Raw genomic sequence first — 19,913 nt, 5'->3', positions numbered from 1 at the left:
CGGTCGACCCGGAACAGGAGTGCTCATGCCGCAGATCACCGTCGACTACTCCGAGCGGCTGGCCGACGCCTTCGACCGGCGTGCCTTCGCGCGGGAGCTGCACACCCGCACGGTCGAGATCGCGGCCGCCAAGCCCCCGGCGTGCAAGACGCAGTTCCGCCGGACCGAGGACACCGTCGTCGGTCCGGACACCGAGGGGCACGCGATCGTGCACGTCACCATCGGCCTGCTGGCCGGCCGCACCGACGAGACCAAGGCACGCCTGACGGAGGCGGTCCTGGAGGCACTGCGGCAGCATGTGAAGCCGGTCGACGGCCTGGCGCTGCACGCGTCGGCCGAGGTGCGCGACCTCGACGCCTCGTACCGGAAGTTCGACGCCTAGCGAGCGCTGCCGGGAAGCGGCGCTAGGAGGCGAGAGCGACGAGCCGGCCGACCAGGTCCAGGAAGGGGCCGTCGGCCGGCTCGTCCTTGAAGACCTGGCGCATGAGCGCGCCCATCTCCTCGTCGTGGGCGGCGCTGACGGCGACCAGCGCGCCGAAGTCGTGCACGAGCTGGACCTCCAGCTCGGCGCGCGGGATGCGCCGGCCGTCCAGCCAGATCAGCGCCGTCGACTCCGCGAGCGAGATCCACGAGCGGACGACCAGCTCCAGCCGGGCGGGCGGCTCCTCGACCCCGAGATGCGAAAGGATCTGGTCATACGCGGCCTGCCGGACGGAGTCGATGAGCGCGTTCGTCGTCGACGATCCAACAGCGGGACCGCCGCGCATCAACGCCGAGAAACCGGGTCCGTGCTCGTCCACGAAGTCGAAGAACCGGCGCATCACCCGCAGCAGCCGAGCCCCCAGCGGGCCCTCGTGCGGTTCCGCGAACCGGCCCGCCAGATCGTCCGAGGCGCGCTTCAACGCGGCCTCGTACAGGCTGAGTTTGCCCGGGAAGTAGTGGTAGACCAGCGGGCGTGAGATGCCCGCCGCCGACGCTATCTCGTCGATGGAGACCTCGTCGGGCGAGCGGCGGCTGAACAGTTCGAGGGCGACGCCGATCAACTGCTGCCGTCGTTCCTCGACTCCCATCCTGCGGCGAACCCCGGTAGTCATACGAACACCTTACCGATCGATTCCAGCCCCGAACGGACCGGAGAGGATCGACCGCGATGTTCGACCTCGGGGCGTCACACCCTTCCACGCCCGCCGGTCACTTCTGGCGCAGCACGTCGACGGACCTGCCGTCGTCCAGCGTCCCCTTCAGGTCGGCCTGGGCGCCCTGCCGGGTCCGTGCGGCGAGCAAGTGGCCCTGGGCGGAGGCGCTGACCCCGCCCGTGGCGCTGATCGAGGCGGTGTCGCGGCCGCCGGCGGCGAGCAGGTACCAGGTGCCCGTCTCCGACTTCCACAGCACCCCGGCCAGCACGTGCGGATCGCGGGTGCCGCACGCGGGCACGTTCTCGGCCTTGGCCGCGACCGCCGCGTACTTCCCGCCGGGGGTGCGGAACTGGGCCAGCACCCGGGGCCCGTCGCCCCGCCAGGTCTCGGCCCGGGTGCACACCCACGCGGCCGTGCCGGTCGCGTCGGGCAGGGGCTGCTCGGCGTACTGCCAGGCATTGACCGACCGGACGCCCTGTGCGCGCACGGAAGCCAGTGAGCAGGCCAGCGGTGCCCAGGCGCGCAGCCCCGCCGCACCCGACGCCTCCTGCGGGGCGTCCGGGCGGCCCGTGGTGAGGCGGGCGGGGGCCAGCTCGCCGAGGTCGGCCAGGACATGCGTGCCGGGTTCGCCGGTCAGCTGGAGCACGTTCCACGAGGTGCAGGCGCCGGTCCGCTGGACCGGGCTGGCCAGCGGCCCGGTGACCCCGTCCGTGATGCCGAGGTCCATCGCCCCGGCGTCCGGCTTGAGCAGGTCCCGTTCGGCCGCCGCCTTCACCCAGGGCGCCGTCAGATAGCGGACGTTGCCGTCGGAGCGGCCCAGTACCACCGCGCTCGCCTCCGCGCCGGCGGCGCCGTCGACCCGGGCGAAGTCGAGGGCGGCCCCGGCCGCGGAGTCCTTCGGCTCGGCGTAGCGGGCGATGCGCAGGCCGTCGTGGAAGAGCACCACGCGCGCGTTGTCGACGTCGCCGGCGTAGAGCAGTTGCGGTGGTCCGGCGGGGGCGCCCGAGGCGGTGCCGGGGGTGGCCGAGACCCGTACGGACCCGCCGGGGCGGGCCCAGACGGCGAGGGCGCGGCGCAGCAGGGCCGTGTCGCGCGCCCGGTCGCCGCGGGCCGGCCACACGGAGAGGTCCAGCCGCGCGGAGGTCCGCCAGGCGGTGGGGGCGACCCTGGTCAGCCTGCCCGGGTCCAGGGCGGCCTCGGCGGAGGGGTTCTGCGCGTAGGCGGGCGCGGCGGCGCCGTCGGGGCCCCAGCCGCCGCCCGGCAGGGCGACCAGCGCCCCGCACACGGCGAGGGCCGCCGCCGCGGCGAGCGCGGCCCTGGTGTGCTGCCTGCGCCGCTTCAGGTCGGTGGGCCGGGCCTGCAACGAGCAGGGGTCGAACTCGGGGGAGTCCAGGAGAGCGTACTGGGCGGGCAGGCGGTCGGCCTGACGCAGCGCTGCGACGGGGTCGGCCACGCCCGCGGCCTTCAGCACCTCCCGAACGGCGGGGTCCGGGAGCCTTTCCAGGCCGCGCAGGACGTAGGCCGCACGGGCCGGCCCGGACAGGGTCGCCAGCTTCTGGTCCAGGGCGAGTTCCTCGGCGCCGCCGGTGTGCGGGAACAGGCGCAGGCCCCACACCAGGGGCATCAGCGGCCGCAGTTGGGTGCGTCCGGGCCGGATCCGGCGCCTGAGCGGGCGGCCCGCTCCCAGCGCCGTGCGGATCACCTGCAGACGGACGAAGGCATAGCCCGGGTCGGACTCGCGGCCGGCCGACTGGGCCGGGATCACGGATGCCGAGGACCGCCCCCGCGGCAGCGCCCGCTGTGCCAGCGCGTGCGCGGTCAGCACGCGGCGGCCCCGCCCGAGCCCGGGCGGCAGCACCAGATAGGCGAGCCGGACCAGACGCGGATAGTGCTCGACGAGCGCGGCCTCGGCCCGCTCGGCATCGACGACCGGCCCGGGGGAGGACTTGTGGCGCGGGGCGACATCCTGTGACTGCACGTCCAGGCAAACGAGCGAGCCGGTCCTTGGTCACACCGCCGCCCGGCGGTCTCAGCCCTCCGGCTCGACCAGCAGCCGGGCGTAGTTCGCCATCGAGCGCTGGTAGCGGGGCAGATGGGGCGCGAGGGCTCCGAGGACGAGGGACAGACCCTCGCGGTCACGGCCGAGACTGGACAGGCACAGCGCCAGACACGCCCGGATGGCGTCGTCCAACTCGTCCGAGGGCGCGTCCAGTTCGGGCGTAAGCAGCTTGACGCCCTCTTCCGGATGACCGATGTTCCGCAGTGAGCTTGCCAGTTGGATCCTGGTCCGGCGGCCCCGGTAGCCGCTCAGTCCGCGCGCCAGTGCCTCCCGGTAGAGCGGCACCGCCCGGTCCGAGTGGCCGGTGGAGTCCCAGGCACAGGCCTGCTCGAACGGGCCGAGCGGGCTGCCGTCCGGCAGTTCGGCGACGAGCGCGTCGATCCGCGCCCGGAACGCGGGTGCCTCGTCCTCGGAGTAGTCGTCGAAGCGGGCCCAGGCGGCGGCCACGCGGTCTTCCCAGTCCTGGTTCACCGGCTCACGCTCGCACGCGCGTGCAGGTGGCGTCCACCCGATTGAGCGCTCTGCGCGCCGGAGCCGTATCGAAGGGCGGCCCCCGCCGGGGCCCGGTGCGGCATGCTTGTGGCTCGTGCCGCCGGGAACGGAGTGCCGGAAGCGACCGGAGGAACAGATGAGGGTGACCCGACCGATGCTCGCGGTGGCCGGTGCCGCGGCGGCACTGGCGCTGACGGGGTGCGGCTCCGGTGACGGTGCGGCGGCGAAGGTGCCGCCGACGGCGACCGGCAGCCTGGAGAGCCTGGCCGCCGAGGTGAAGTGCGAGCCGGACATGCAGACCGACGCCGACACCATCCGGCAGGCGATCTGCACCAACTCCACCGGCAAGTTCGTCCTCGCCACTTTCGCCACCGACCGCGGCCAGCGGGAGTGGATCGACGACGCGAAGGACTACGGCGGCTCCTACCTCGTAGGCCGCAAGTGGGTCGCCGTCGGCGACAGCGGCGTGGTCACCAATCTGCGCGCCACCCTCGGCGGTGACGTGGAGACGGGCAAGGACCACAGCGCCCACAGCGCCCACAGCGCCCACGGCGCCCACGGCGCGCACAGCGGCTGAGCGGCCCCCACTCACGGGCACACACGGCGAAGGCCGGCGGCGGGATCTCCCGCCGCCGGCCTTCTTCAAGAGGTCACCGGTCCAGTGTCACCGGATCAGGGCGTCACTTGCAGTTCCGGCCCGAGTTGAGGCAGTTGGCGATCTTGTTCGCCAGGCCGCCGGTCGTGATGTTGATGAAGTCGTCGTGGTCGGTGGCCGCCTTGTGCAGCTGCTCCGGGAAGCCGTCGACCGCGTAGGCGTTCTTCACCACGCCGTTCTCGACGGTCGGCCGCGGCACGTCGTAGACCAGGCGCATCGTCAGCTGCGGGATGGCCTTGAAGCCGCTGGGGCAGTTGCCGCGCTCGTCGGCGAAGGCGATGTGCGTACGGTGGTTGGCGCTGTCGGTGTTCTGCCCGTCCCAGCAGCTCTGGAAGGCGAACGTGCGGACCATCTTGCTGCCCTGCGGGCAGATCGGGTACTGCTCCGTCAGCTGGACCTTGTTCTCGAAGCCGGTGCAGCTCCAGTGCGCGTTGGCGTTGGCCAGACCGTTGGTCGTGGTCTTGGCGTCACCGGTGATGATGCGCAGGAACTGCGGCATGGCGACGACCTTGCCGGTCGGGCTGCCGACGTACTTGATCTGCGCCTGGAGGGGCTTCAGGATCCGGCCGACGTTGCCCTCCTTGCCACCGCCGTCCGCGTCCTGGTCGAAGTCCTGCGAGCCGTCCTGGACCCGGACCACCGGCCAGTAGTACGACGACAGGTCGTTCTTGTTCTGGCAGCTCGTGCCGCCCTGGAGGAACGTGTCGTTGCTCGCGAACGCGTCGATCTTCTGGTTGCCGACGTAGTCGTGCAGGTGGTGGGCGCCGTTGGCCACACCCGGGGCCACGATCACGTTGTCGGTGTTGTGGTTGCCGTTGGCGTTCACACCGCAGCGCGTGGTGAAGGTGCCGTTCGAGGCGTTGCGGCTCTTGCGCGGCTTGGCCTTGACGTTGGGCTGGACGGTGGTGATGTCCACGAAGTCCGCGGCGACCGGGCCGTTTCCGGCCTGACCGCCGATGCCCTGCTGCCCGTCGTCGCCGCCCTGCTGACCGCCGTCGTTCTGGCCGCCGTCGTTCTGGCCGCCGTTGTCCTGACCGCCGTCGTTCTGGCCGCCGTTGTCGCCCTGCTGCCCGTCGTCCTGGCCGTCGTTCTGCCCGTTGTCCTGACCGCCCTCGGCGCCGCCCGCGTCCGTCTGGTTCTGCTCGACGGGGGTGCCGGTGCAGGGCGCCATGTCGTCCAGGTTGCCGGGGGCCTGGCCGCCGGCCCGGTTGATCTCCAGCTTGATCCGGTCGAGGATCACCTTCCGCCGGTCCTTCAGCGGGCCAAGGATGGCGTTCTGGACGAAGCTCGCGTCCCTGGTCTGCGCGTCGCGCGTGGTGGCCAGCCGCTGGTAGGCCTCGGTGATCTGCTGGTCGAGTGTGGCGAGTTCGCCGTCCACCTCTCCACGGGCCTGCTCCGGCACGGCGGTGAGCTGCTGGCCGACGTCAGGGCACTTGATCGTCACGACCTGCGCGTTGACGGCCTTCGTCCGGTTGCCTCCCCACGCGTCGTTCTTCGACTCGTGCGCGGATGCGTAGTAGTTCGCCCAGACAAGCCCGCCCCCACCGAGCGCTAGGGCCGCCGCCCCGGCTATGGCCTTGGTGGCCAGCGGCATTCGGCGTTTGCGTGTGTTGCGTCCCATGGAACTCCTCTGACTTCCTTGCGGGGCAGCATCGAGGCGCCCGACAGGAGTGAAGCGGCTCCCATGGATACGGACACGGTCCCGGAGGTGTTCAGCCGACCCACGAATTCATTCGCGATCCGTGGGTCGATCGGGTCGCAACTGCCGCTTTTCCACCGGCAGTTGCGACAACACCGGCTGAGACCCGGGCCTCTTCGGCCCGTGGACCGCCTACAGTCCGAGCACCTTCGCCTCCAGGGCCGGGTCCACACCGACCGGAGGTCGGTCCGGCCGCCGGGGCGCCGTACCGCCCAGGCCCTGGAGCCAGGTCCAGGTGTCCGCGACCGTCTCGTCCACGGGACGGCAGCGCAGACCGGTCGCGAGGGCCCGGCCGACATCGGCGCCGTGCAGCGCGTCGTGGCCCTCGCTGCCCGGTGGCGTCCACACCGGCAGCTGCGTCCAGGGTTCGATGCCCGCGGCGAGAATCGTCTCCGGATCGGTCCAGCGCAGCTCGGCGTCGGCGCCGGTGGCCCGCACGCAGGCCTCCAGCAGCTCGCCCATCGTCGCGTGCCCCCGCGGGCTGATCATGTTGTACGGCCCGCTCAGCTCCCGCTCCACCGCGCCGAGGATCCACGCGGCGAGATCGCGGACGTCGATGTACTGAAGGGGCAGGTCCCGCGGACCGGGCGCCAGCACGGGGCCGCCCCGCGCGATCCGGTTCAGCCACCACGGCAGCCGCCCGATGTTCTCGTGCGGCCCGAGGATCAGCCCGGCCCGTACGAGCACCGAGCGGTCGGCTCCGAAGGCCTCCACCGCGGCCAGTTCGGCGCCCCGCTTGTCGTGCGGGTAGTCCGTCTGCTCGGCGCCGGCCTCGGCGCCCTCGACCAGCGGCGCCGCCTCGGTGTAGCCGGCGGGCGGGGCCCAGGCGTACACCGAGCAGGTCGACACGTACACGTACCGGCCGGCGCGGTCCCGCAGCAGCCGCGCCGCGTCCCGGACCGCGCGGGGCGCGGCCGACCAGGTGTCGACGACCGCGTCCCACGCGCCGTCCGTCAGGGCCGCGAGCCCGTCGGGCGCGGTGCGGTCGCCGTGCAGCGACCGCACCCCGGGAACGGGCGCGTGCCGCCCCCGGTTCAGGACCGTCACATCCCAGCCGCGCCCGGCCGCCGCCTCGGCGACGGCCCGCCCCGCGAACTCCGTACCACCCAGCACCAGAAGTCTCATACCGGTGACTGTGCCCGTCAGGGCCGTGGCAGGGAACGGGATTCTGCCCTCGGCAGAGATCAACGCCCGGTCGGCGGAGCGTACTTGTAGCCTACGCGGCGTACGGTCTGGATCGTCCGGCGGTGCTCGGTGCCCAGTTTGCGGCGCAGCCGGGCGATGTGGACGTCGACGGTGCGGCCGTCGCCCACGTGGCCGTAGCCCCACACCGTGGTGACCAACTGGTCGCGGGTGTGCACCCGGTGCGGGTGGGCCACGAGATGGGAGAGCAGCTCGAACTCCAGGTAGGTGAGGTCGAGTTCGCGCCCGTCCACCTCCGCGATCCGCCGTACGGAGTCGATGCGGACGAACGCGTCGCCGGCACCGGGCTCGGTGTCGCCGGCCGTCCCGGCCTCCGGGTGGTCCGGCACCGCCACCGGCAGGTACGGCGGCTGCTGGTCGGCGGGTACGAGCACCAGGTAGCCGACCATCGGGGGCCGGCCCGGCAGCCTGGGCAGGGCGTGCTGCGGAGCCGGCAGCCAGGTGGCGCCGGGCGGCAGGAGATCGGCGATCTCCACGACCTCGTCCCGGTCCACGGCCCGCAGCCGGTGCCGTACGGAAGCGGGGGAGCGGGAGGAAGAGGGGGAGCGGGAGGGGACGGGGGTGGGAAGGGCGGTGTCGGTCAGGGAACGGGTGGTCGCCATGGCAGGTCAGCTCTTTCGCGGGAGAGGTTCGTCGGGGGACCGACGGCCGCGAGTTCGTGGTCGGGCGCGTCGGGGACGTACGTCGTTCCGCGCTGGCCGGAGGCCGGGGTTACGGCTTCACCGGGCCCGCGCGCTCGGCGCGCGGCAACAGAGCCGGTCGAAGTCGTGGTGCTGACGGGAGGGCCAGAACGGCTCCAGGTCGTCGCGACTCGTCGCGACGCACTTCCGGAAGCCGACCATGCCCCCATTGAAGCAGACACCGTGTCCGGACAGGACCCTCTGCTCGCCCCTTCTCACTGCGCGGACACCTCCCCGGTGGGAAGCCGGCGCCCCGCGGCCGCGCCACCCGTTCGGATCAGACCTGCCCGGCCTTCTCCAGGGCGGTGCAGCAGGTGTCGATCAGCAGGCGCGTGACGACGTACGGGTCGACGTTGGCGTTCGGCCGGCGGTCCTCGATGTAGCCCTTGCCGTCCCGCTCGACCTGCCACGGGATGCGGACCGAGGCACCGCGGTCGCCGACGCCGTAGGAGTACGCGTCCCACGGGGCGGTCTCGTGCAGGCCGGTGAGGCGGTCGTCGATCCCGGCCCCGTAGTTCTTGACGTGGTCCATCGGCCTGGAGCCCTCGCCGAGCGACTCGCACGCGGTGATGATCGCGGCGTAGCCCTCCGGACCTTCGCGCATCGCCCTGGTCGAGAAGTTGGTGTGGGCGCCGGCGCCGTTCCAGTCGCCCTTGACCGGCTTGGGGTCGAGGGTGGCGGAGATGCCGTGGCCCTCGGCGGTGCGGTAGAGCAGCCAGCGGGCCACCCACAGCTGGTCGGCGACCTCGAGCGGGGACAGCGGGCCGACCTGGAACTCCCACTGGCCCGGCATGACCTCGGCGTTGATGCCCGAGATGCCGAGCCCCGCCGTCAGGCAGTTGTCCAGGTGCTCCTCGACGATCTCCCGGCCGAAGATCTCGTCGGCGCCGACACCGCAGTAGTAGCCGCCCTGCGGGGCCGGGAAGCCGCCCTCGGGGAAGCCGAGCGGGCGGGAGCCGTCGAAGAAGGTGTACTCCTGCTCGATGCCGAAGACCGGCTCCTGCGCGGCGAACCGCTCCGCGGCCTCGGCCAGCGCGGTCCGCGTGTTGGACGGGTGCGGGGCGAGCGTGATGTCGAGGACCTCGCACAGCACGAGGATGTCGTCGCCGCCGCGGATCGGGTCCGGGCAGGAGAAGACCGGCCTCAGGACGCAGTCGGAGGTGCGTCCCTCGGCCTGGTTGGTGGAGGACCCGTCGAAGCCCCAGAGCGGCAGTTCGGCGCCCTTGACGTCGTCGCCGAGGATCTTCGTCTTGGAACGCAGCTTGGCCGTCGGCTCGGTGCCGTCGATCCAGATGTACTCAGCCTTGAAGGTCACGGGCCTTATCCTCCGGGGTCTCACTCGCGCGCGCCCACGGGCGGCGCGGCGCCGCGGCACGGTGCGCCGCGGCGGCTGTTCAGCAGCCTGTCAACGGGCGGTTTCCCGGCCATTGCCCGAATGTGAACCCCGTGTTACCCGGCGCCGTTGTGGCGCGGTTCACGCGGTACGGGTGAGGGCCTGCTCGCTCCCGGCCGGGAGCGAGCAGGCCCTCACCCGTGGAGGTGGGTGTCAGCCCACCTTCTCGATCACCGCGCGCCGGATCAGGAACTTGCCCGGCTCCCGGACCTCCTCGAAGGCCGCGTCGTTGAGCAGGACGCAACTGCCGGAGACGGACGTGACCTTCACCGTGGTGGACTTGTTGTTGTCCAGGTTGGTGACCTTCAACGTGGTGCCCGCCGGGAACTGGTTGCTGGACGCGGCCGGTGCGCCGCCCTCGCCGGAGAGCGTCACGGTGGAGCCCTGGCACACCTGCTGGCCGGACGCCGAGACGTCGCCGCCGGCGTTCCCGGCCGCACCGTCCTGCTGCCCGGCCTGCTGCCCGTTCTGCTGACCGGCTTCCTGGCCGTTCTGCCGGCCCGCCTGCTGGCCGTTCTGACCCTGCTGCCCGGCCTGGGAGTCCTGAGCCGACTCCCCCACCGTGCACCCGGACGCGGCCTGCTTGCGCTTGATCTCCTCGATGACCGCCTCGCGGTTGGCGATCCGCGCCTCGGACAGCGCGTCCGGGGCGGCCCGCTGGCCGTCGATGAACTTCTGGTTGTTGCCGAGGGCGGTGGCGAGCCCCTGACAGACCGTCGAGTCCGCGGCGGACAGGGTGCGCGGGGCCTCCGGCTGCGCGGCGTTGGACGTGGCGGCCAGGGCGAAGGCCCCGCCGCCCGCCACCGCCGCGGCCGTGACCAGCAGCGCGACCTTCTTCTTCGTGCTGACAGTGCGCCTACGCGACATGCGCGCCTCCTGAAGGGGTGGGGGAGCGTACGCCGCTAGGTACGAGATGCCGAACGAGGTTACTCAGCGGTTGCGGTGCCAGTTGAAGTGACCTGTGTCACGCGGGAGTTGGCGGCGCCGTGCGCGGGGCCACGCGGCACTACCCGCGTCCGAGCGCGTCCCGCACCGCTTCCTCGGTCCGGGCCACGACCGCCGTGCCGTCGTCGGCCGTGATGATCGGACGCTGGATCAGCTTCGGGTGCTCGGCCAGCGCCGCGATCCAGCGCTCGCGCGCCCCGGCGTCCCGCGGCCAGTCCTTCAGCCCGAGCTCCTTCGCCACGGCCTCCTGCGTCCGCGTGATGTCCCACGGTTCGAGCCCCAGCCGCCCGAGCACGTCCCGGATCTCCTCCGCGGTCGGTACGTCCTCCAGATAGCGGCGCACGGTGTACTCGGCACCCTCGGCATCGAGCAGCCCGACGGCACTGCGGCACTTCGAGCAGGCCGGATTGATCCAGATCTCCATGCGGCCACGGTACGCGAAGGGCCCAAGGCCCTATGGACTCCAGGACCCGGGGACCCGCGGGAAACGGATGCGGGAACCACCGTGGGAAACCGCCGCGGAAAACCCGTGGATACCTGTCTCCCGCCTGCGTCACTCCAGCCCCGAAAGCCCTTGTGGCCAGGGGGTTTTGTCAGTGCCGGGCAGTAGAATTGAAGCAGTGTTCGAGAGCGTCGCCGGGGTTCCGTCGCGGCGCTCCCACCGCGACAGGAGGATGCCTGTGGCCGCTGCCGCACTGAAGCCGAAGCCGTTGCCGACCCAGTCCACCGCGAAGCGTCCCGTCCTGCTCGACCTTCCCTACGAACCCGTGGCGAAGCGGCCGTTGCCGCCGGGGCGTCCGCGTGAGTGGTACGTCATCCACAACCGCCGTCTGAAGGCGATGCGGCTCGCCATCGCCCTGCTCGACTCGGGCGTCCACATGCCGCACCAGGCCCGCGACGAGACGATCCGCTCCATCGCCGAACTCATCGGAGTGCACCCGCCGTCGAACACGACGTGTCACATGGTGCGGGCGCTGATGCGGTACTCGCGCTGACCCCGTGACGCCGGGCACCCCGCGCCCGCGGGGTGCCCGGCCCCGCCCACGTCACCGCCTACGCCGCCAGTTCCTTCTCCAGCGGTGTGCGGAAGCGCGGTGTGACCCGTGTCGGGCCGAGCCGGCTCCCCAGCTCCCGCGCCTGCCGGGCGATCGCCGCCTCCGCGTCCGCGCCCACCCCTTCCCGGTCCAGGATCCGCCAGACGATCTCGCCGTCGGGGCGCTGGGCCCAGGCTCCGACGACCCGGCCGTTCCACCACACCGTCGGGCCGACGTTTCCGCTGCCGTCGAACAGGGCCGGCCGCAGGCCGGGCGCGAGGTACCAGTCCCGCTGCTGCCAGCCCATCGCCGTGGGGTCGAGGCCCGGCAGCAGGGCCGCCCACGGTTCGGCCGGGCCGGCCACCGGGGCGACGTCGTCCTCGGTGACGTACGCCGTGCCCTCGTCCACCCTCACCTCGCGTGCCCCCGCCGCGGCCAGCGCCCGCCGCACGTCCGTCACCCGCCATCCCGTCCACCACTTCAGGTCGGCCTCGGTCGCCGGGCCGCAGGCCGCGAGCCAGCGGGGCAGCAGGTCGCGCTGGGCGCCGGCGACGTCCAGCTCGGGATGCTCGGGTGCGAGGGCCCAGCGGAACTGCGTGGACGTCCAGGAGCCGAGCGGCCGACCCCGGACCACCTTGCCCTCCACGCCCAGGACGCGCAGCAGCCGTGAGGAGACCGTGTGCACGCCCTCGTAGCTCTTCCCGGCCGCGTACGCGAACTGCTCCCGCAGCCGCGGCTCGTCCTGGGCGAGCTCGGTGGCCGTGGCCTGCCCCCGGCGGGCCAGCGCGGCCAGGGCCGACTCCTCGACCTCCTTCAGCCAGGCCGCGTCCGGCGCGCCCGCCTTCGCCATGTCCTTGATCAGGGCGGCACGGGCGCGGGCGGCGACGGCGATGCCGGTCGAGGCGTGGACGACGGCGGTCAGCTCCGCCGGGAAGACGAAGACGGTGTGCCGCATGCCGTGCATCCGCACCAGCGTGCGGTCCTCGTACAGCGCGCGCTCGGTCTGCGGCACCGTCCCGGCGGGTTCCGCCAGGCGGGCGCCCACGCCCAGGTACACCGTCGCCGGGTCCGTTCCGTGCAGTGCCACCAGCGCCCGAGCCACCTCCTCCGGCGTCCCCGCCCGCGTCCCGGCGGCCAGCCGGTGCCGCAGGGCCAGCCTGGCCCGCCGCTCCGCCACGTCGATGTACCGGGGCTCTCCGCCCATGAGACCTCCGCCCGTAGTAGTGCCTGACGGCATCCTGCCCGACACCACTGACACCGGGCCCCCGTGCTGAGGAGGTCCGCGGGGGCCCAAGGGGCCCCGCGGGGTCGCTCACAGACCTCGCTCACAGGCCGGGGGCGCCCCACACCGGGAACCAGCGGCTCAGGTCCGGCTCGATGCGCAGATCGTCGGCCAGGGCCGCCTTCACCCGGAGTTCCAGCGGGTTGTCGCGCCGCTGCGCCTGGCCGGCCAGTGGGGCGAACGGGTAGAAGGTGCCCCGCTTGTACAGGTACACCAGCGCCAGCCGCCGGTCGGCGTCGTCGTGGAAGCCGGCCAGGGAGCACAGGAGTTGCGGGCCGAAGCCGTTGACCTCCATCGCGCTGTTCACCGCGTGCAGGTCGTTGACCAGCTCCGGCAGCTGGTCGGGGGTGCGGCGGGAGACCAGCCAGGAGTAGCCGTAGGAGTCCTGGGACAGCTCCACGGGCGGCCCCCCGCGGTCGGCGTCGGCGTCCAGCAGGGCCTGGACCTCGCGGTGCGTCTGCTCGAAGGCGGCGCCCTCGACCGTGGCGAAGCACACCGCACCCTGCCCGGTCGGGGTGAGGCCGGCCGCCGCCTGAAGGGTGATGGCCGCCGACGGCAGCGCGAACAGCTGGTCCAGGTCGGGCAGGGCGGGTTTGGTACGGCCGAGCAGAATGTCCAGGAGCCCCATCCTCAGCCCGCCTTCCCCGGTGTCGCGGCCTCGCCCAGCTCGGTGGAGATCTGCGCCAGCTGCTCCAGCCGCCGCTCCAGGCTCGGGTGGGTGGAGAACAGCCGGGAGATGCCGGGCTCGGAGCCCAGCGCCGGCGTGAAGTAGAAGGCGTTGAAGGCCTGTGCGGTGCGCAGGTCCTCGGACGGGATCCGCCCGATGTCACCGGTCACCTTGGTGAGCGCGGCGGCCAGCGCCGAGGGCCGTCCGGTCAGCAGCGCCGCCGCGCGGTCCGCGGCCAGCTCCCGGTACCGCGACAGCGCCCGGATCAGCAGGAAGCTGATCGCGTACACGGCCGCCGAGACGCCCATCACCATGGCGAACAGGGCGAGGGTGTTCTGGTCCTTGCGCCCGCGCCCGCCGAACAGCTCCGAGTAGAAGGCGAAGCGTACGACCAGGCCCGCGACCACCCCGAGGAACGAGGCCACCGTGATCACTGCGACGTCCTTGTGCGCCACGTGCGACAGCTCGTGCGCGAGCACGCCCTCCAGCTCGGCCGGTTCCAGCCGCCGCAGCAGCCCCGTGGTCACGCAGACCACGGCGTTGTCCGGGTTCCGCCCGGTCGCGAACGCGTTCGGCATGTCCATGGTGGACACGGCGACGGTCGGCTTGGGCATGTCCGCCATGGCGCACAGCCGGTCGACCACCGCGTGCAGCTCGGGATACTCCTCCCGCTCCACCACCCGGCCGTGCATGGCGAACAGGGCGATCCGGTCGGAGAACCAGTACTGGGCGGCGAGCGCGCCGGCCGCGATCACCACGACCAGCACCCAGGACTTCAGCAGCACGATCAGTACGGCCACGAACGCCACGTACAGCAGCCCGAGCAGGAACAGCGTGACCCCCATGCGCACGGTCAGCCGTCGGTCGCTCCGGAAGCGGCTCTGCATCTTGCATCACCCCGCAGTCAAGGCACTCGTCCCGCCATCCAGTGTGCACCTGCGGATGCCCATGAAGCGGTCTTGATCGGCTCCAGGAGGGGCAAAAGCCGCCTGTGAGTCCGCGTGCGCGCGGGGTGAGCGCGAGCGGCCTCCCCGGCCTCGGAAGAATCGGAGGCCCCTCAGAAGACCTTGGAGGACTCAGAGGCGGCCGTGCGTCTGCGCGTACCCGAGCAGCACGATCACCGCGGCGACGCAGCCGAGGACCACGACCGTGGATATCCACGAGGAGCGGCGCGGTGCGACCGGGTCCGGGTCGGCGCGGAACGGGACCGGCCCCGGCGGACTGTGCTTCCACCGCGCGGCGAGCATACGGGCACGGGCGGACGGCTCCTTGTGCTCGGCGGCGCGCGCCCACCGATGATCGAACTCCCGCTCAAGGTCGTCGTGCTCGGTCATCCCCGTTACCTCTCTGGTCCTTATCCGTCCTTGATGCCGACGAGGAATCATCCCCTGACTGCGGGAGTGCTGTGAAGCGATCGTCACTGTGAGGCGATCGCTCGAGATGCTGTGTGCTCGCCGGGAAGCTAGCCTCTATGGGTGAGGGCGGCGGTCCGGGAACAGGCCCGGCGTCGGCCGAAGACCCTGCTCACGGGGCTGACAGCGCGACCGCGCGAGCCCCCCGCCTGTACTCGCGCCAACTCCTACGACCGCGCCGCCGAACCCTTTCCGGCTGCGGCCGCGGCCCTTCTTCTCGTGCCCGAAAACGCACGAGGGGGTGGAAAGGAAGGTATTTCCATGAAAGCACAGCGTGCAAGGCGTCTCCTCACAATGTCCGCAGTCGGCGTTCTGATGGCGGCCGGCACCGCCCTCGGCGCGGCGGGCACGGCCTCGGCAGCGACCCCGGCCACGACTCCGGCCCATCTCTCCACCGTCTCCACCAGCGTCAACCACGGTGGCGGTTGCGGCTGGTGGTCCCGCTGGTGCGGCGGTTACGGCCGCGGCGGCTTCTTCGGCCCCGGCTACGGCGGCTTCGGGGGCTACGGCGGCTACGGCTTCGGCGGCTACGGGTACGGCTTCGGCGGCGGCACGGTGGTGGTCGTGGTCCGCTGACGGGCAACACGGCCAAGGGCCGCCCCCCGGTTCCCGGGGGGCGGCCCTCACCATGACGCCCTGCCGATCAGACGCCGCAGACGCCGATCACACGTCGAAGTACAGCTCGAACTCGTGCGGGTGCGGGCGCAGCTGGAGCGGGGCGATCTCGTTCGTGCGCTTGAAGTCGACCCACGTCTCGATCAGGTCGGACGTGAAGACGTCGCCCTGGAGCAGGAACTCGTGGTCGTCCTCCAGGGCCTGAAGGACGGCCTCCAGCGAGGTCGGGACCTGGGCGACGTTGGCGTGCTCCTCGGGGGCCAGCTCGTACAGGTCCTTGTCGATCGGCTCGGCCGGCTCGATCTTGTTCTTGATGCCGTCCAGGCCCGCGAGCAGCAGCGCCGAGAAGGCCAGGTACGGGTTGCCCGAGGAGTCCGGCGCGCGGAACTCCACGCGCTTGGCCTTCGGGTTGGAGCCGGTGATCGGGATGCGCATCGCGGCGGAGCGGTTGCGCTGCGAGTACACCAGGTTCACCGGGGCCTCGAAGCCCGGCACCAGACGGTGGTACGAGTTCACCGTCGGGTTGGTGAAGGCGAGCAGCGCCGGGGCGTGCCTGAGGATGCCGCCGATGTAGTAACGGGCGGTGTCCGACAGGCCCGCGTAGCCGGCCTCGTCGTAGAAGAGCGGCTCGCCGTTGCTCCACAGCGACTGGTGCACGTGCATGCCGGAGCCGTTGTCACCGAAGATCGGCTTCGGCATGAAGGTGGCCGTCTTGCCGTTGCGCCAGGCGACGTTCTTCACGATGTACTTGAAGAGCTGGAGGTCGTCGGCGGCGGCGAGCAGCGTGTTGAACTTGTAGTTGATCTCGGCCTGGCCGGCGGTGCCCACCTCGTGGTGCTGGCGCTCCACCTTCAGACCGTTCTTCGCCAGCTCCAGGGAGATCTCCGCGCGCAGGTCGGCGAAGTGGTCGACCGGCGGGACCGGGAAGTAGCCGCCCTTGTAGCGGACCTTGTAGCCGCGGTTGTCCTCCAGCGCGCCGGTGTTCCAGGCGCCCGCCTCGGAGTCGATGTGGTAGAAGGACTCGTTCTCGGCGGTCCGGAAGCGGACGTTGTCGAAGACGTAGAACTCCGCCTCGGGACCGAAGAACGCGGTGTCGGCGATCCCGGTGGACGCGAGGTACGCCTCGGCCTTCCTCGCCACGTTGCGCGGGTCACGGGAGTACTGCTCGCCGGTGATCGGGTCGTGGATGAAGAAGTTGATGTTGACGGTCTTGTCCCGGCGGAACGGGTCCACACGCGCGGTGGACAGGTCGGCCCGCAGGGACATGTCGGACTCGTGGATGGCCTGGAAGCCACGGATCGAGGACCCGTCGAACGCCTGCTCCTCGTCGGGGTCGAACGCCTCGGCGGGCAACGTGAAGTGCTGCATGACGCCCGGCAGGTCGCAGAAGCGGACATCGATGAACTTGACGTCCTCGTCCGCGATGTACTTCTTGGCCTCGTCGGCGTTCTGGAACATCCAGCTCCTCCTACTCCCGACCGTCCCGCCGGGGTGGTAGATCGTTGTGCGGCCGGTGCGGTGGCACACGCTGGGCTCGACCCTAGGGACGGGTGATTTCCCGGGCGTGACCCATTTGTTTCGCAGAAGTTAACCGGCTGGGGTGGCGGTCACGGTCGCGGACACCCCGCCGACCCCCCTGATTCCAGCGTCGCAGTACGGTGGTCGGGTGGACAACAGGCAAGCAATGGGATCATGGCTGTCCGGGCCGCGCGCGGCCCTGGAGGACGCCGGCGCGGACTTCGGCTACCGGGGCCAGCAGCTGGGGCTGCCGGAGGAGGGGCCCGGCTCGATCGCCGGTCCGGGACGGCGGCTCGGCGCTCTGGCCGTCGACTGGGCGCTGTGCCTGTGGATCGCCTACGGCCTGATCACGCACGGCTACTACCAGGCCACGAGCAACTGGGCGCTGCTCATCTTCCTGGCGCTGGACATCCTCACCGTCGGCACGATCGGCTTCACGCCCGGCAAGCGCCTGTTCGGCCTGCGTGTCGTCGCCCTCGCCACCGGCCGGGTGCAGCCGCTGCGCGCCCTGCTGCGCACGGTCCTGCTGTGCCTGGCCGTTCCCGCTCTGATCTGGGACCGCGACGGCCGCGGCCTGCACGACCGGCTGGCGGGCACGGTGGAGGTGCGGATCTGACCGCGGGATCCGGCCGCGGGATCCGGTGACGCGGGATCCGGTGACGGGTGCCGGCCGTCGGAGGCCGCCGCAGGATCCGGTCGCGGAAGCACGCCGCAGGATCTCGGCTGCGTGAGCCGGTCGCGCTTCCAGTGTTCGTACGCGCGCGAGACGTCCCCAAAACGACGGGGGCGCCCGGAGTGGTCTCCGGGCGCCCCCGTCGTCGTAGAGGGTGTCTGCGCGGGATCAGCGGGCCTTAGGGCCGCCCTTCGGCATCCGCATGCCCTTCGGCATCGGACCCTTCGGCAGCGGCATGTTGCTCATCAGGTCGCCGAGGGCGCGCAGCCGGTCGTTGGTGGTGGTGACCTGCGGGCCGGTCAGCACGCGCGGGAACTTCAGCATGGTCGTGCGCAGCTTCTTCAGCGGGACCTGGCCGTCGCCGTTGCCGACGATCACGTCGTGCACCGGGACGTCCGCGACGATCCGGTTCATCTTCTTCTTCTCGGCGGCGAGCAGGGACTTCACCCGGTTCGGGTTGCCCTCGGCGACCAGCACGATGCCGGCCTTGCCGACCGCGCGGTGCACCACGTCCTGGCTGCGGTTCATGGCCACCGCCGGGGTGGTGGTCCAGCCGCGGCCCACGTTGTCCAGGACCGCCGCGGCGGCGCCCGGCTGGCCCTCCATCTGCCCGAACGCGGCGCGCTCGGCCCGGCGTCCGAAGATGATCGCCGTCGCGAGGAAGGCGAGCAGCAGGCCCAGGACGCCGGCGTAGTACGGGTGGCCGATCGCGAAGCCGATCCCGAGAAGGACACCGAAGGTGATGATGAAGACACCCGCGAGTACCAGACCGATCTTGTTGTCGGCCTTGCGGGTCATCTTGTAGGTCAGGGCGATCTGCTTCAGTCGCCCGGGGTTGGCAGCCTCGGCTGCGTTGTCCTTCCTCGCCATGCCACGAAGTCTACGTGGCCCCCGGAGCGGCCCACGACGGCAGTGCCCGTACGAGCCCGGGGCGGCGGGCGGGAAGGGGTGGGAGAGCAGCGGTCAGGGGCCGACGGCGGGGAACTGGTCGAGGACGCGCTGTGCCTCGACGCGGTCCTTGGCCCGGCGCCGGTCCTCGAGGACGGAGTTCCAGGCGTTGCGGCGGGCGGTGCGCTGGCCGCTGCTCATGAGCAGGGACTCGACCGCACGCAGTGCGTCGGTGACGGACGGAATCGCGGTGGCGCGAACGTGCGCGGCCTGCATGGGAGGTCCCCCTCATGACGGCTCTTGGTGTACGGGCTGTGAGTCCAGGGTCACTGCTTGGTGTTACCAGGGCGTGACCGGTCGGTCAAACACCGATGAAGCCTCGCGGCCGCGGGCCGAAAGGCTGACGCGGCCCTGACCGGGCCGCTCATCTGCGGCGACGGTCGGGACCGCGTCGTATCGGCCACTACCGGGCAGTAGGTTCTTGTGCCCGATTTCACACACTCGTCCGCCCACTTGCGGGACAGGGATGGTGACGGACGGTCAGCCGTCGTCAGACCGCCTGGGCGGCGATGTAGGTGCCCCGCTTCTCGACGGCCATCCGGTACAGCCGCCCGGCGCGGTAGGAGGACCGTACCAGCGGACCCGACATCACGCCCGAGAAGCCGATCTGCTCGGCTTCCTCCTTCAGCTCGACGAACTCCTGCGGCTTGACCCACCGCTCCACCGGGTGGTGGCGCACCGAGGGACGCAGGTACTGGGTGATGGTGACCAGCTCGCAGCCCGCGTCGTGCAGCTGCTTGAGCGCCTCGACGACCTCCTCGCGGGTCTCGCCCATGCCGAGGATGAGGTTGGACTTGGTCACCAGGCCGAAGTCGCGGGCCTCGGTGATGACCTTCAGGGAGCGCTCGTAGCGGAAGCCGGGGCGGATCCGCTTGAAGATCCGCGGCACCGTCTCGACGTTGTGCGCGAAGACCTCGGGGCGCGAGGCGAAGACCTCGGCCAGCTGCTCGGGGACCGCGTTGAAGTCGGGGGCCAGCAGTTCGACCTTCGTGCGGCCGTCCTCGCGGTCCGCCGTCTGCTGGTGGATCTGGCGCACGGTCTCGGCGTACAGCCAGGCGCCGCCGTCCTCCAGGTCGTCGCGGGCGACGCCGGTGATGGTGGCGTAGTTCAGGTCCATGGTGACCACGGACTCGCCCACGCGGCGCGGCTCGTCGCGGTCCAGGGCCTCGGGCTTGCCGGTGTCGATCTGGCAGAAGTCGCAGCGCCGGGTGCACTGGTCGCCGCCGATGAGGAAGGTCGCCTCGCGGTCCTCCCAGCACTCGTAGATGTTCGGGCAGCCGGCTTCCTGGCAGACCGTGTGCAGGCCCTCGCTCTTCACGAGGTTCTGCATCTTGGTGTACTCGGGACCCATTTTCGCCCGGGTCTTGATCCACTCGGGCTTGCGCTCGATGGGGGTCTGGCTGTTGCGGACCTCCAGGCGCAGCATCTTGCGTCCGTCGGGTGCGACTGCGGACACGACCGGCTCCCTGTAGCTTCGATTCTTCGGCGTACACCAGGGTACG

The 19,913-nt window shown here is 71.7% G+C and carries 22 protein-coding genes; 5 read left to right on the top strand and 17 right to left on the bottom strand.

From position 1 onward, the window contains the following. The first annotated feature begins 25 nt into the window (after nt 1–25). The gene (locus tag ACFY3J_RS24935; RefSeq protein ID WP_384173999.1) at nt 26–382 is read left to right on the top strand and encodes a 5-carboxymethyl-2-hydroxymuconate Delta-isomerase; all 357 of its coding nucleotides are present in this window, start codon (nt 26–28) and stop codon (nt 380–382) included. Between the two features lie 22 nt (nt 383–404). Here ACFY3J_RS24935 and ACFY3J_RS24930 read toward each other — a convergent pair whose 3' ends face one another. The 3 genes from ACFY3J_RS24930 to ACFY3J_RS24920 all read right to left on the bottom strand — a co-directional run bounded on the left by ACFY3J_RS24930 (nt 405) and on the right by ACFY3J_RS24920 (nt 3,666). Further along, on the bottom strand, nt 405–1,094 hold the full coding sequence (locus ACFY3J_RS24930) for a TetR/AcrR family transcriptional regulator (RefSeq protein WP_384174002.1): 690 nt from the start codon (nt 1,092–1,094) through the stop codon (nt 405–407). A gap of 97 nt (nt 1,095–1,191) precedes the next feature. Beyond that, the gene (locus ACFY3J_RS24925) at nt 1,192–3,114 is read right to left on the bottom strand and encodes a hypothetical protein (RefSeq protein WP_390841773.1); all 1,923 of its coding nucleotides are present in this window, start codon (nt 3,112–3,114) and stop codon (nt 1,192–1,194) included. A 51-nt stretch (nt 3,115–3,165) separates the two neighbouring features. After that, a complete protein-coding gene (locus tag ACFY3J_RS24920; RefSeq protein ID WP_384174008.1) occupies nt 3,166–3,666 on the bottom strand; it encodes a tetratricopeptide repeat protein in 501 nt (166 codons plus the stop codon). A gap of 157 nt (nt 3,667–3,823) precedes the next feature. Between ACFY3J_RS24920 and ACFY3J_RS24915 the strand changes: the two genes are divergently transcribed. Then, nucleotides 3,824–4,264, top strand: coding sequence for a hypothetical protein (locus ACFY3J_RS24915; RefSeq protein WP_384174011.1), 441 nt, complete (start codon nt 3,824–3,826; stop codon nt 4,262–4,264). A gap of 103 nt (nt 4,265–4,367) precedes the next feature. Here the strand turns inward: ACFY3J_RS24915 and ACFY3J_RS24910 are convergent, their stop codons facing one another. The 6 genes from ACFY3J_RS24910 to ACFY3J_RS24885 all read right to left on the bottom strand — a co-directional run bounded on the left by ACFY3J_RS24910 (nt 4,368) and on the right by ACFY3J_RS24885 (nt 10,686). After that, nucleotides 4,368–5,963 (bottom strand): DUF1996 domain-containing protein, encoded by a 1,596-nt coding sequence (locus ACFY3J_RS24910; RefSeq protein ID WP_384174014.1) that lies wholly within the window; start codon nt 5,961–5,963, stop codon nt 4,368–4,370. Between the two features lie 210 nt (nt 5,964–6,173). Further along, nucleotides 6,174–7,166, bottom strand: coding sequence for an NAD-dependent epimerase/dehydratase family protein (locus ACFY3J_RS24905; RefSeq protein ID WP_384174017.1), 993 nt, complete (start codon nt 7,164–7,166; stop codon nt 6,174–6,176). 59 nt (nt 7,167–7,225) lie between these two features. After that, nucleotides 7,226–7,846, bottom strand: coding sequence for a winged helix-turn-helix domain-containing protein (locus ACFY3J_RS24900; protein WP_390841772.1), 621 nt, complete (start codon nt 7,844–7,846; stop codon nt 7,226–7,228). Nucleotides 7,847–8,201: 355 nt separating this feature from the next. Beyond that, complete coding sequence (gene glnII / locus ACFY3J_RS24895; RefSeq protein WP_384174022.1) at nt 8,202–9,239, bottom strand: glutamine synthetase; 1,038 nt, start codon at nt 9,237–9,239, stop codon at nt 8,202–8,204. Nucleotides 9,240–9,470: 231 nt separating this feature from the next. Then, nucleotides 9,471–10,184, bottom strand: a complete 714-nt coding sequence (locus ACFY3J_RS24890) for a hypothetical protein (RefSeq protein WP_384174025.1) — start codon at nt 10,182–10,184, stop codon at nt 9,471–9,473. A gap of 139 nt (nt 10,185–10,323) precedes the next feature. Next, the gene (locus tag ACFY3J_RS24885) at nt 10,324–10,686 is read right to left on the bottom strand and encodes an arsenate reductase family protein (protein WP_384174028.1); all 363 of its coding nucleotides are present in this window, start codon (nt 10,684–10,686) and stop codon (nt 10,324–10,326) included. Between the two features lie 256 nt (nt 10,687–10,942). Here ACFY3J_RS24885 and ACFY3J_RS24880 point away from each other — a divergent pair, with 256 nt between their 5' ends. Then, nucleotides 10,943–11,257, top strand: coding sequence for a hypothetical protein (locus ACFY3J_RS24880; RefSeq protein ID WP_384174031.1), 315 nt, complete (start codon nt 10,943–10,945; stop codon nt 11,255–11,257). Nucleotides 11,258–11,315: 58 nt separating this feature from the next. Here ACFY3J_RS24880 and ACFY3J_RS24875 read toward each other — a convergent pair whose 3' ends face one another. From ACFY3J_RS24875 to ACFY3J_RS24860, 4 genes are all read right to left on the bottom strand, one after another. Continuing rightward, nucleotides 11,316–12,500 carry a winged helix DNA-binding domain-containing protein gene (locus ACFY3J_RS24875; RefSeq protein WP_390841771.1) on the bottom strand — a complete coding sequence of 395 codons (1,185 nt, stop codon included), beginning with the start codon at nt 12,498–12,500 and terminating at the stop codon, nt 11,316–11,318. 121 nt (nt 12,501–12,621) lie between these two features. Further along, nucleotides 12,622–13,206 (bottom strand): hypothetical protein, encoded by a 585-nt coding sequence (locus ACFY3J_RS24870; protein WP_390841770.1) that lies wholly within the window; start codon nt 13,204–13,206, stop codon nt 12,622–12,624. Between the two features lie 2 nt (nt 13,207–13,208). Next, nucleotides 13,209–14,132: a zinc metalloprotease HtpX gene (gene htpX, locus ACFY3J_RS24865; protein ID WP_384174040.1), complete on the bottom strand. Its 924-nt coding sequence runs from the start codon at nt 14,130–14,132 to the stop codon at nt 13,209–13,211. Nucleotides 14,133–14,321: 189 nt separating this feature from the next. Then, nucleotides 14,322–14,579 (bottom strand): hypothetical protein, encoded by a 258-nt coding sequence (locus ACFY3J_RS24860; protein ID WP_384174043.1) that lies wholly within the window; start codon nt 14,577–14,579, stop codon nt 14,322–14,324. Between the two features lie 372 nt (nt 14,580–14,951). Between ACFY3J_RS24860 and ACFY3J_RS24855 the strand changes: the two genes are divergently transcribed. Next, nucleotides 14,952–15,233 (top strand): hypothetical protein, encoded by a 282-nt coding sequence (locus ACFY3J_RS24855; RefSeq protein WP_384174046.1) that lies wholly within the window; start codon nt 14,952–14,954, stop codon nt 15,231–15,233. Between the two features lie 87 nt (nt 15,234–15,320). On the opposite strand, the gene glnA is transcribed toward ACFY3J_RS24855, so the two are convergent. Beyond that, the gene (gene glnA, locus ACFY3J_RS24850) at nt 15,321–16,730 is read right to left on the bottom strand and encodes a type I glutamate--ammonia ligase (RefSeq protein WP_384187344.1); all 1,410 of its coding nucleotides are present in this window, start codon (nt 16,728–16,730) and stop codon (nt 15,321–15,323) included. Between the two features lie 208 nt (nt 16,731–16,938). Between glnA and ACFY3J_RS24845 the strand changes: the two genes are divergently transcribed. Further along, nucleotides 16,939–17,406 carry an RDD family protein gene (locus ACFY3J_RS24845; protein ID WP_390841769.1) on the top strand — a complete coding sequence of 156 codons (468 nt, stop codon included), beginning with the start codon at nt 16,939–16,941 and terminating at the stop codon, nt 17,404–17,406. Nucleotides 17,407–17,631: 225 nt separating this feature from the next. Here ACFY3J_RS24845 and ACFY3J_RS24840 read toward each other — a convergent pair whose 3' ends face one another. The 3 genes from ACFY3J_RS24840 to lipA form a co-directional block, all read right to left on the bottom strand. Further along, entirely contained in the window at nt 17,632–18,333 is a 702-nt protein-coding gene (locus ACFY3J_RS24840) for a DUF4191 domain-containing protein (RefSeq protein ID WP_384187338.1), read from the bottom strand. A 93-nt stretch (nt 18,334–18,426) separates the two neighbouring features. Beyond that, nucleotides 18,427–18,627 carry a hypothetical protein gene (locus ACFY3J_RS24835; RefSeq protein WP_141361545.1) on the bottom strand — a complete coding sequence of 67 codons (201 nt, stop codon included), beginning with the start codon at nt 18,625–18,627 and terminating at the stop codon, nt 18,427–18,429. A gap of 274 nt (nt 18,628–18,901) precedes the next feature. Continuing rightward, a complete protein-coding gene (gene lipA / locus ACFY3J_RS24830) occupies nt 18,902–19,867 on the bottom strand; it encodes a lipoyl synthase (RefSeq protein WP_141361547.1) in 966 nt (321 codons plus the stop codon). Nucleotides 19,868–19,913: the final 46 nt, after the last annotated feature.

Origin of the sequence: Streptomyces sp. NPDC001231 (genome assembly GCF_042896885.1) — a bacterium.
Taxonomy (GTDB): Bacteria; Actinomycetota; Actinomycetes; order Streptomycetales; family Streptomycetaceae; genus Streptomyces.
Note: the sequence above shows the minus strand (reverse complement) of the source record. Positions and strands in the feature narration are given on the sequence as shown.

What these genes read in the sequence shown, in the direction of transcription:
- ACFY3J_RS24915 (WP_384174011.1), top strand. Translation starts at nt 3,824, where the DNA reads ATGAGGGTGACCCGACCGATGCTCGCGGTGGCCGGTGCCGCGGCGGCA.
- ACFY3J_RS24840 (WP_384187338.1), bottom strand. Translation starts at nt 18,333, where the DNA reads ATGGCGAGGAAGGACAACGCAGCCGAGGCTGCCAACCCCGGGCGACTG.
- ACFY3J_RS24855 (WP_384174046.1), top strand. Translation starts at nt 14,952, where the DNA reads ATGTCCGCAGTCGGCGTTCTGATGGCGGCCGGCACCGCCCTCGGCGCG.
- ACFY3J_RS24875 (WP_390841771.1), bottom strand. Translation starts at nt 12,500, where the DNA reads ATGGGCGGAGAGCCCCGGTACATCGACGTGGCGGAGCGGCGGGCCAGG.
- ACFY3J_RS24935 (WP_384173999.1), top strand. Translation starts at nt 26, where the DNA reads ATGCCGCAGATCACCGTCGACTACTCCGAGCGGCTGGCCGACGCCTTC.
- ACFY3J_RS24910 (WP_384174014.1), bottom strand. Translation starts at nt 5,963, where the DNA reads ATGGGACGCAACACACGCAAACGCCGAATGCCGCTGGCCACCAAGGCC.
- ACFY3J_RS24835 (WP_141361545.1), bottom strand. Translation starts at nt 18,627, where the DNA reads ATGCAGGCCGCGCACGTTCGCGCCACCGCGATTCCGTCCGTCACCGAC.
- ACFY3J_RS24905 (WP_384174017.1), bottom strand. Translation starts at nt 7,166, where the DNA reads ATGAGACTTCTGGTGCTGGGTGGTACGGAGTTCGCGGGGCGGGCCGTC.
- htpX (WP_384174040.1), bottom strand. Translation starts at nt 14,132, where the DNA reads ATGCAGAGCCGCTTCCGGAGCGACCGACGGCTGACCGTGCGCATGGGG.
- ACFY3J_RS24900 (WP_390841772.1), bottom strand. Translation starts at nt 7,846, where the DNA reads ATGGCGACCACCCGTTCCCTGACCGACACCGCCCTTCCCACCCCCGTC.
- ACFY3J_RS24890 (WP_384174025.1), bottom strand. Translation starts at nt 10,184, where the DNA reads ATGTCGCGTAGGCGCACTGTCAGCACGAAGAAGAAGGTCGCGCTGCTG.
- ACFY3J_RS24870 (WP_390841770.1), bottom strand. Translation starts at nt 13,206, where the DNA reads ATGGGGCTCCTGGACATTCTGCTCGGCCGTACCAAACCCGCCCTGCCC.
- ACFY3J_RS24930 (WP_384174002.1), bottom strand. Translation starts at nt 1,094, where the DNA reads ATGACTACCGGGGTTCGCCGCAGGATGGGAGTCGAGGAACGACGGCAG.
- ACFY3J_RS24860 (WP_384174043.1), bottom strand. Translation starts at nt 14,579, where the DNA reads ATGACCGAGCACGACGACCTTGAGCGGGAGTTCGATCATCGGTGGGCG.
- ACFY3J_RS24885 (WP_384174028.1), bottom strand. Translation starts at nt 10,686, where the DNA reads ATGGAGATCTGGATCAATCCGGCCTGCTCGAAGTGCCGCAGTGCCGTC.
- glnA (WP_384187344.1), bottom strand. Translation starts at nt 16,730, where the DNA reads ATGTTCCAGAACGCCGACGAGGCCAAGAAGTACATCGCGGACGAGGAC.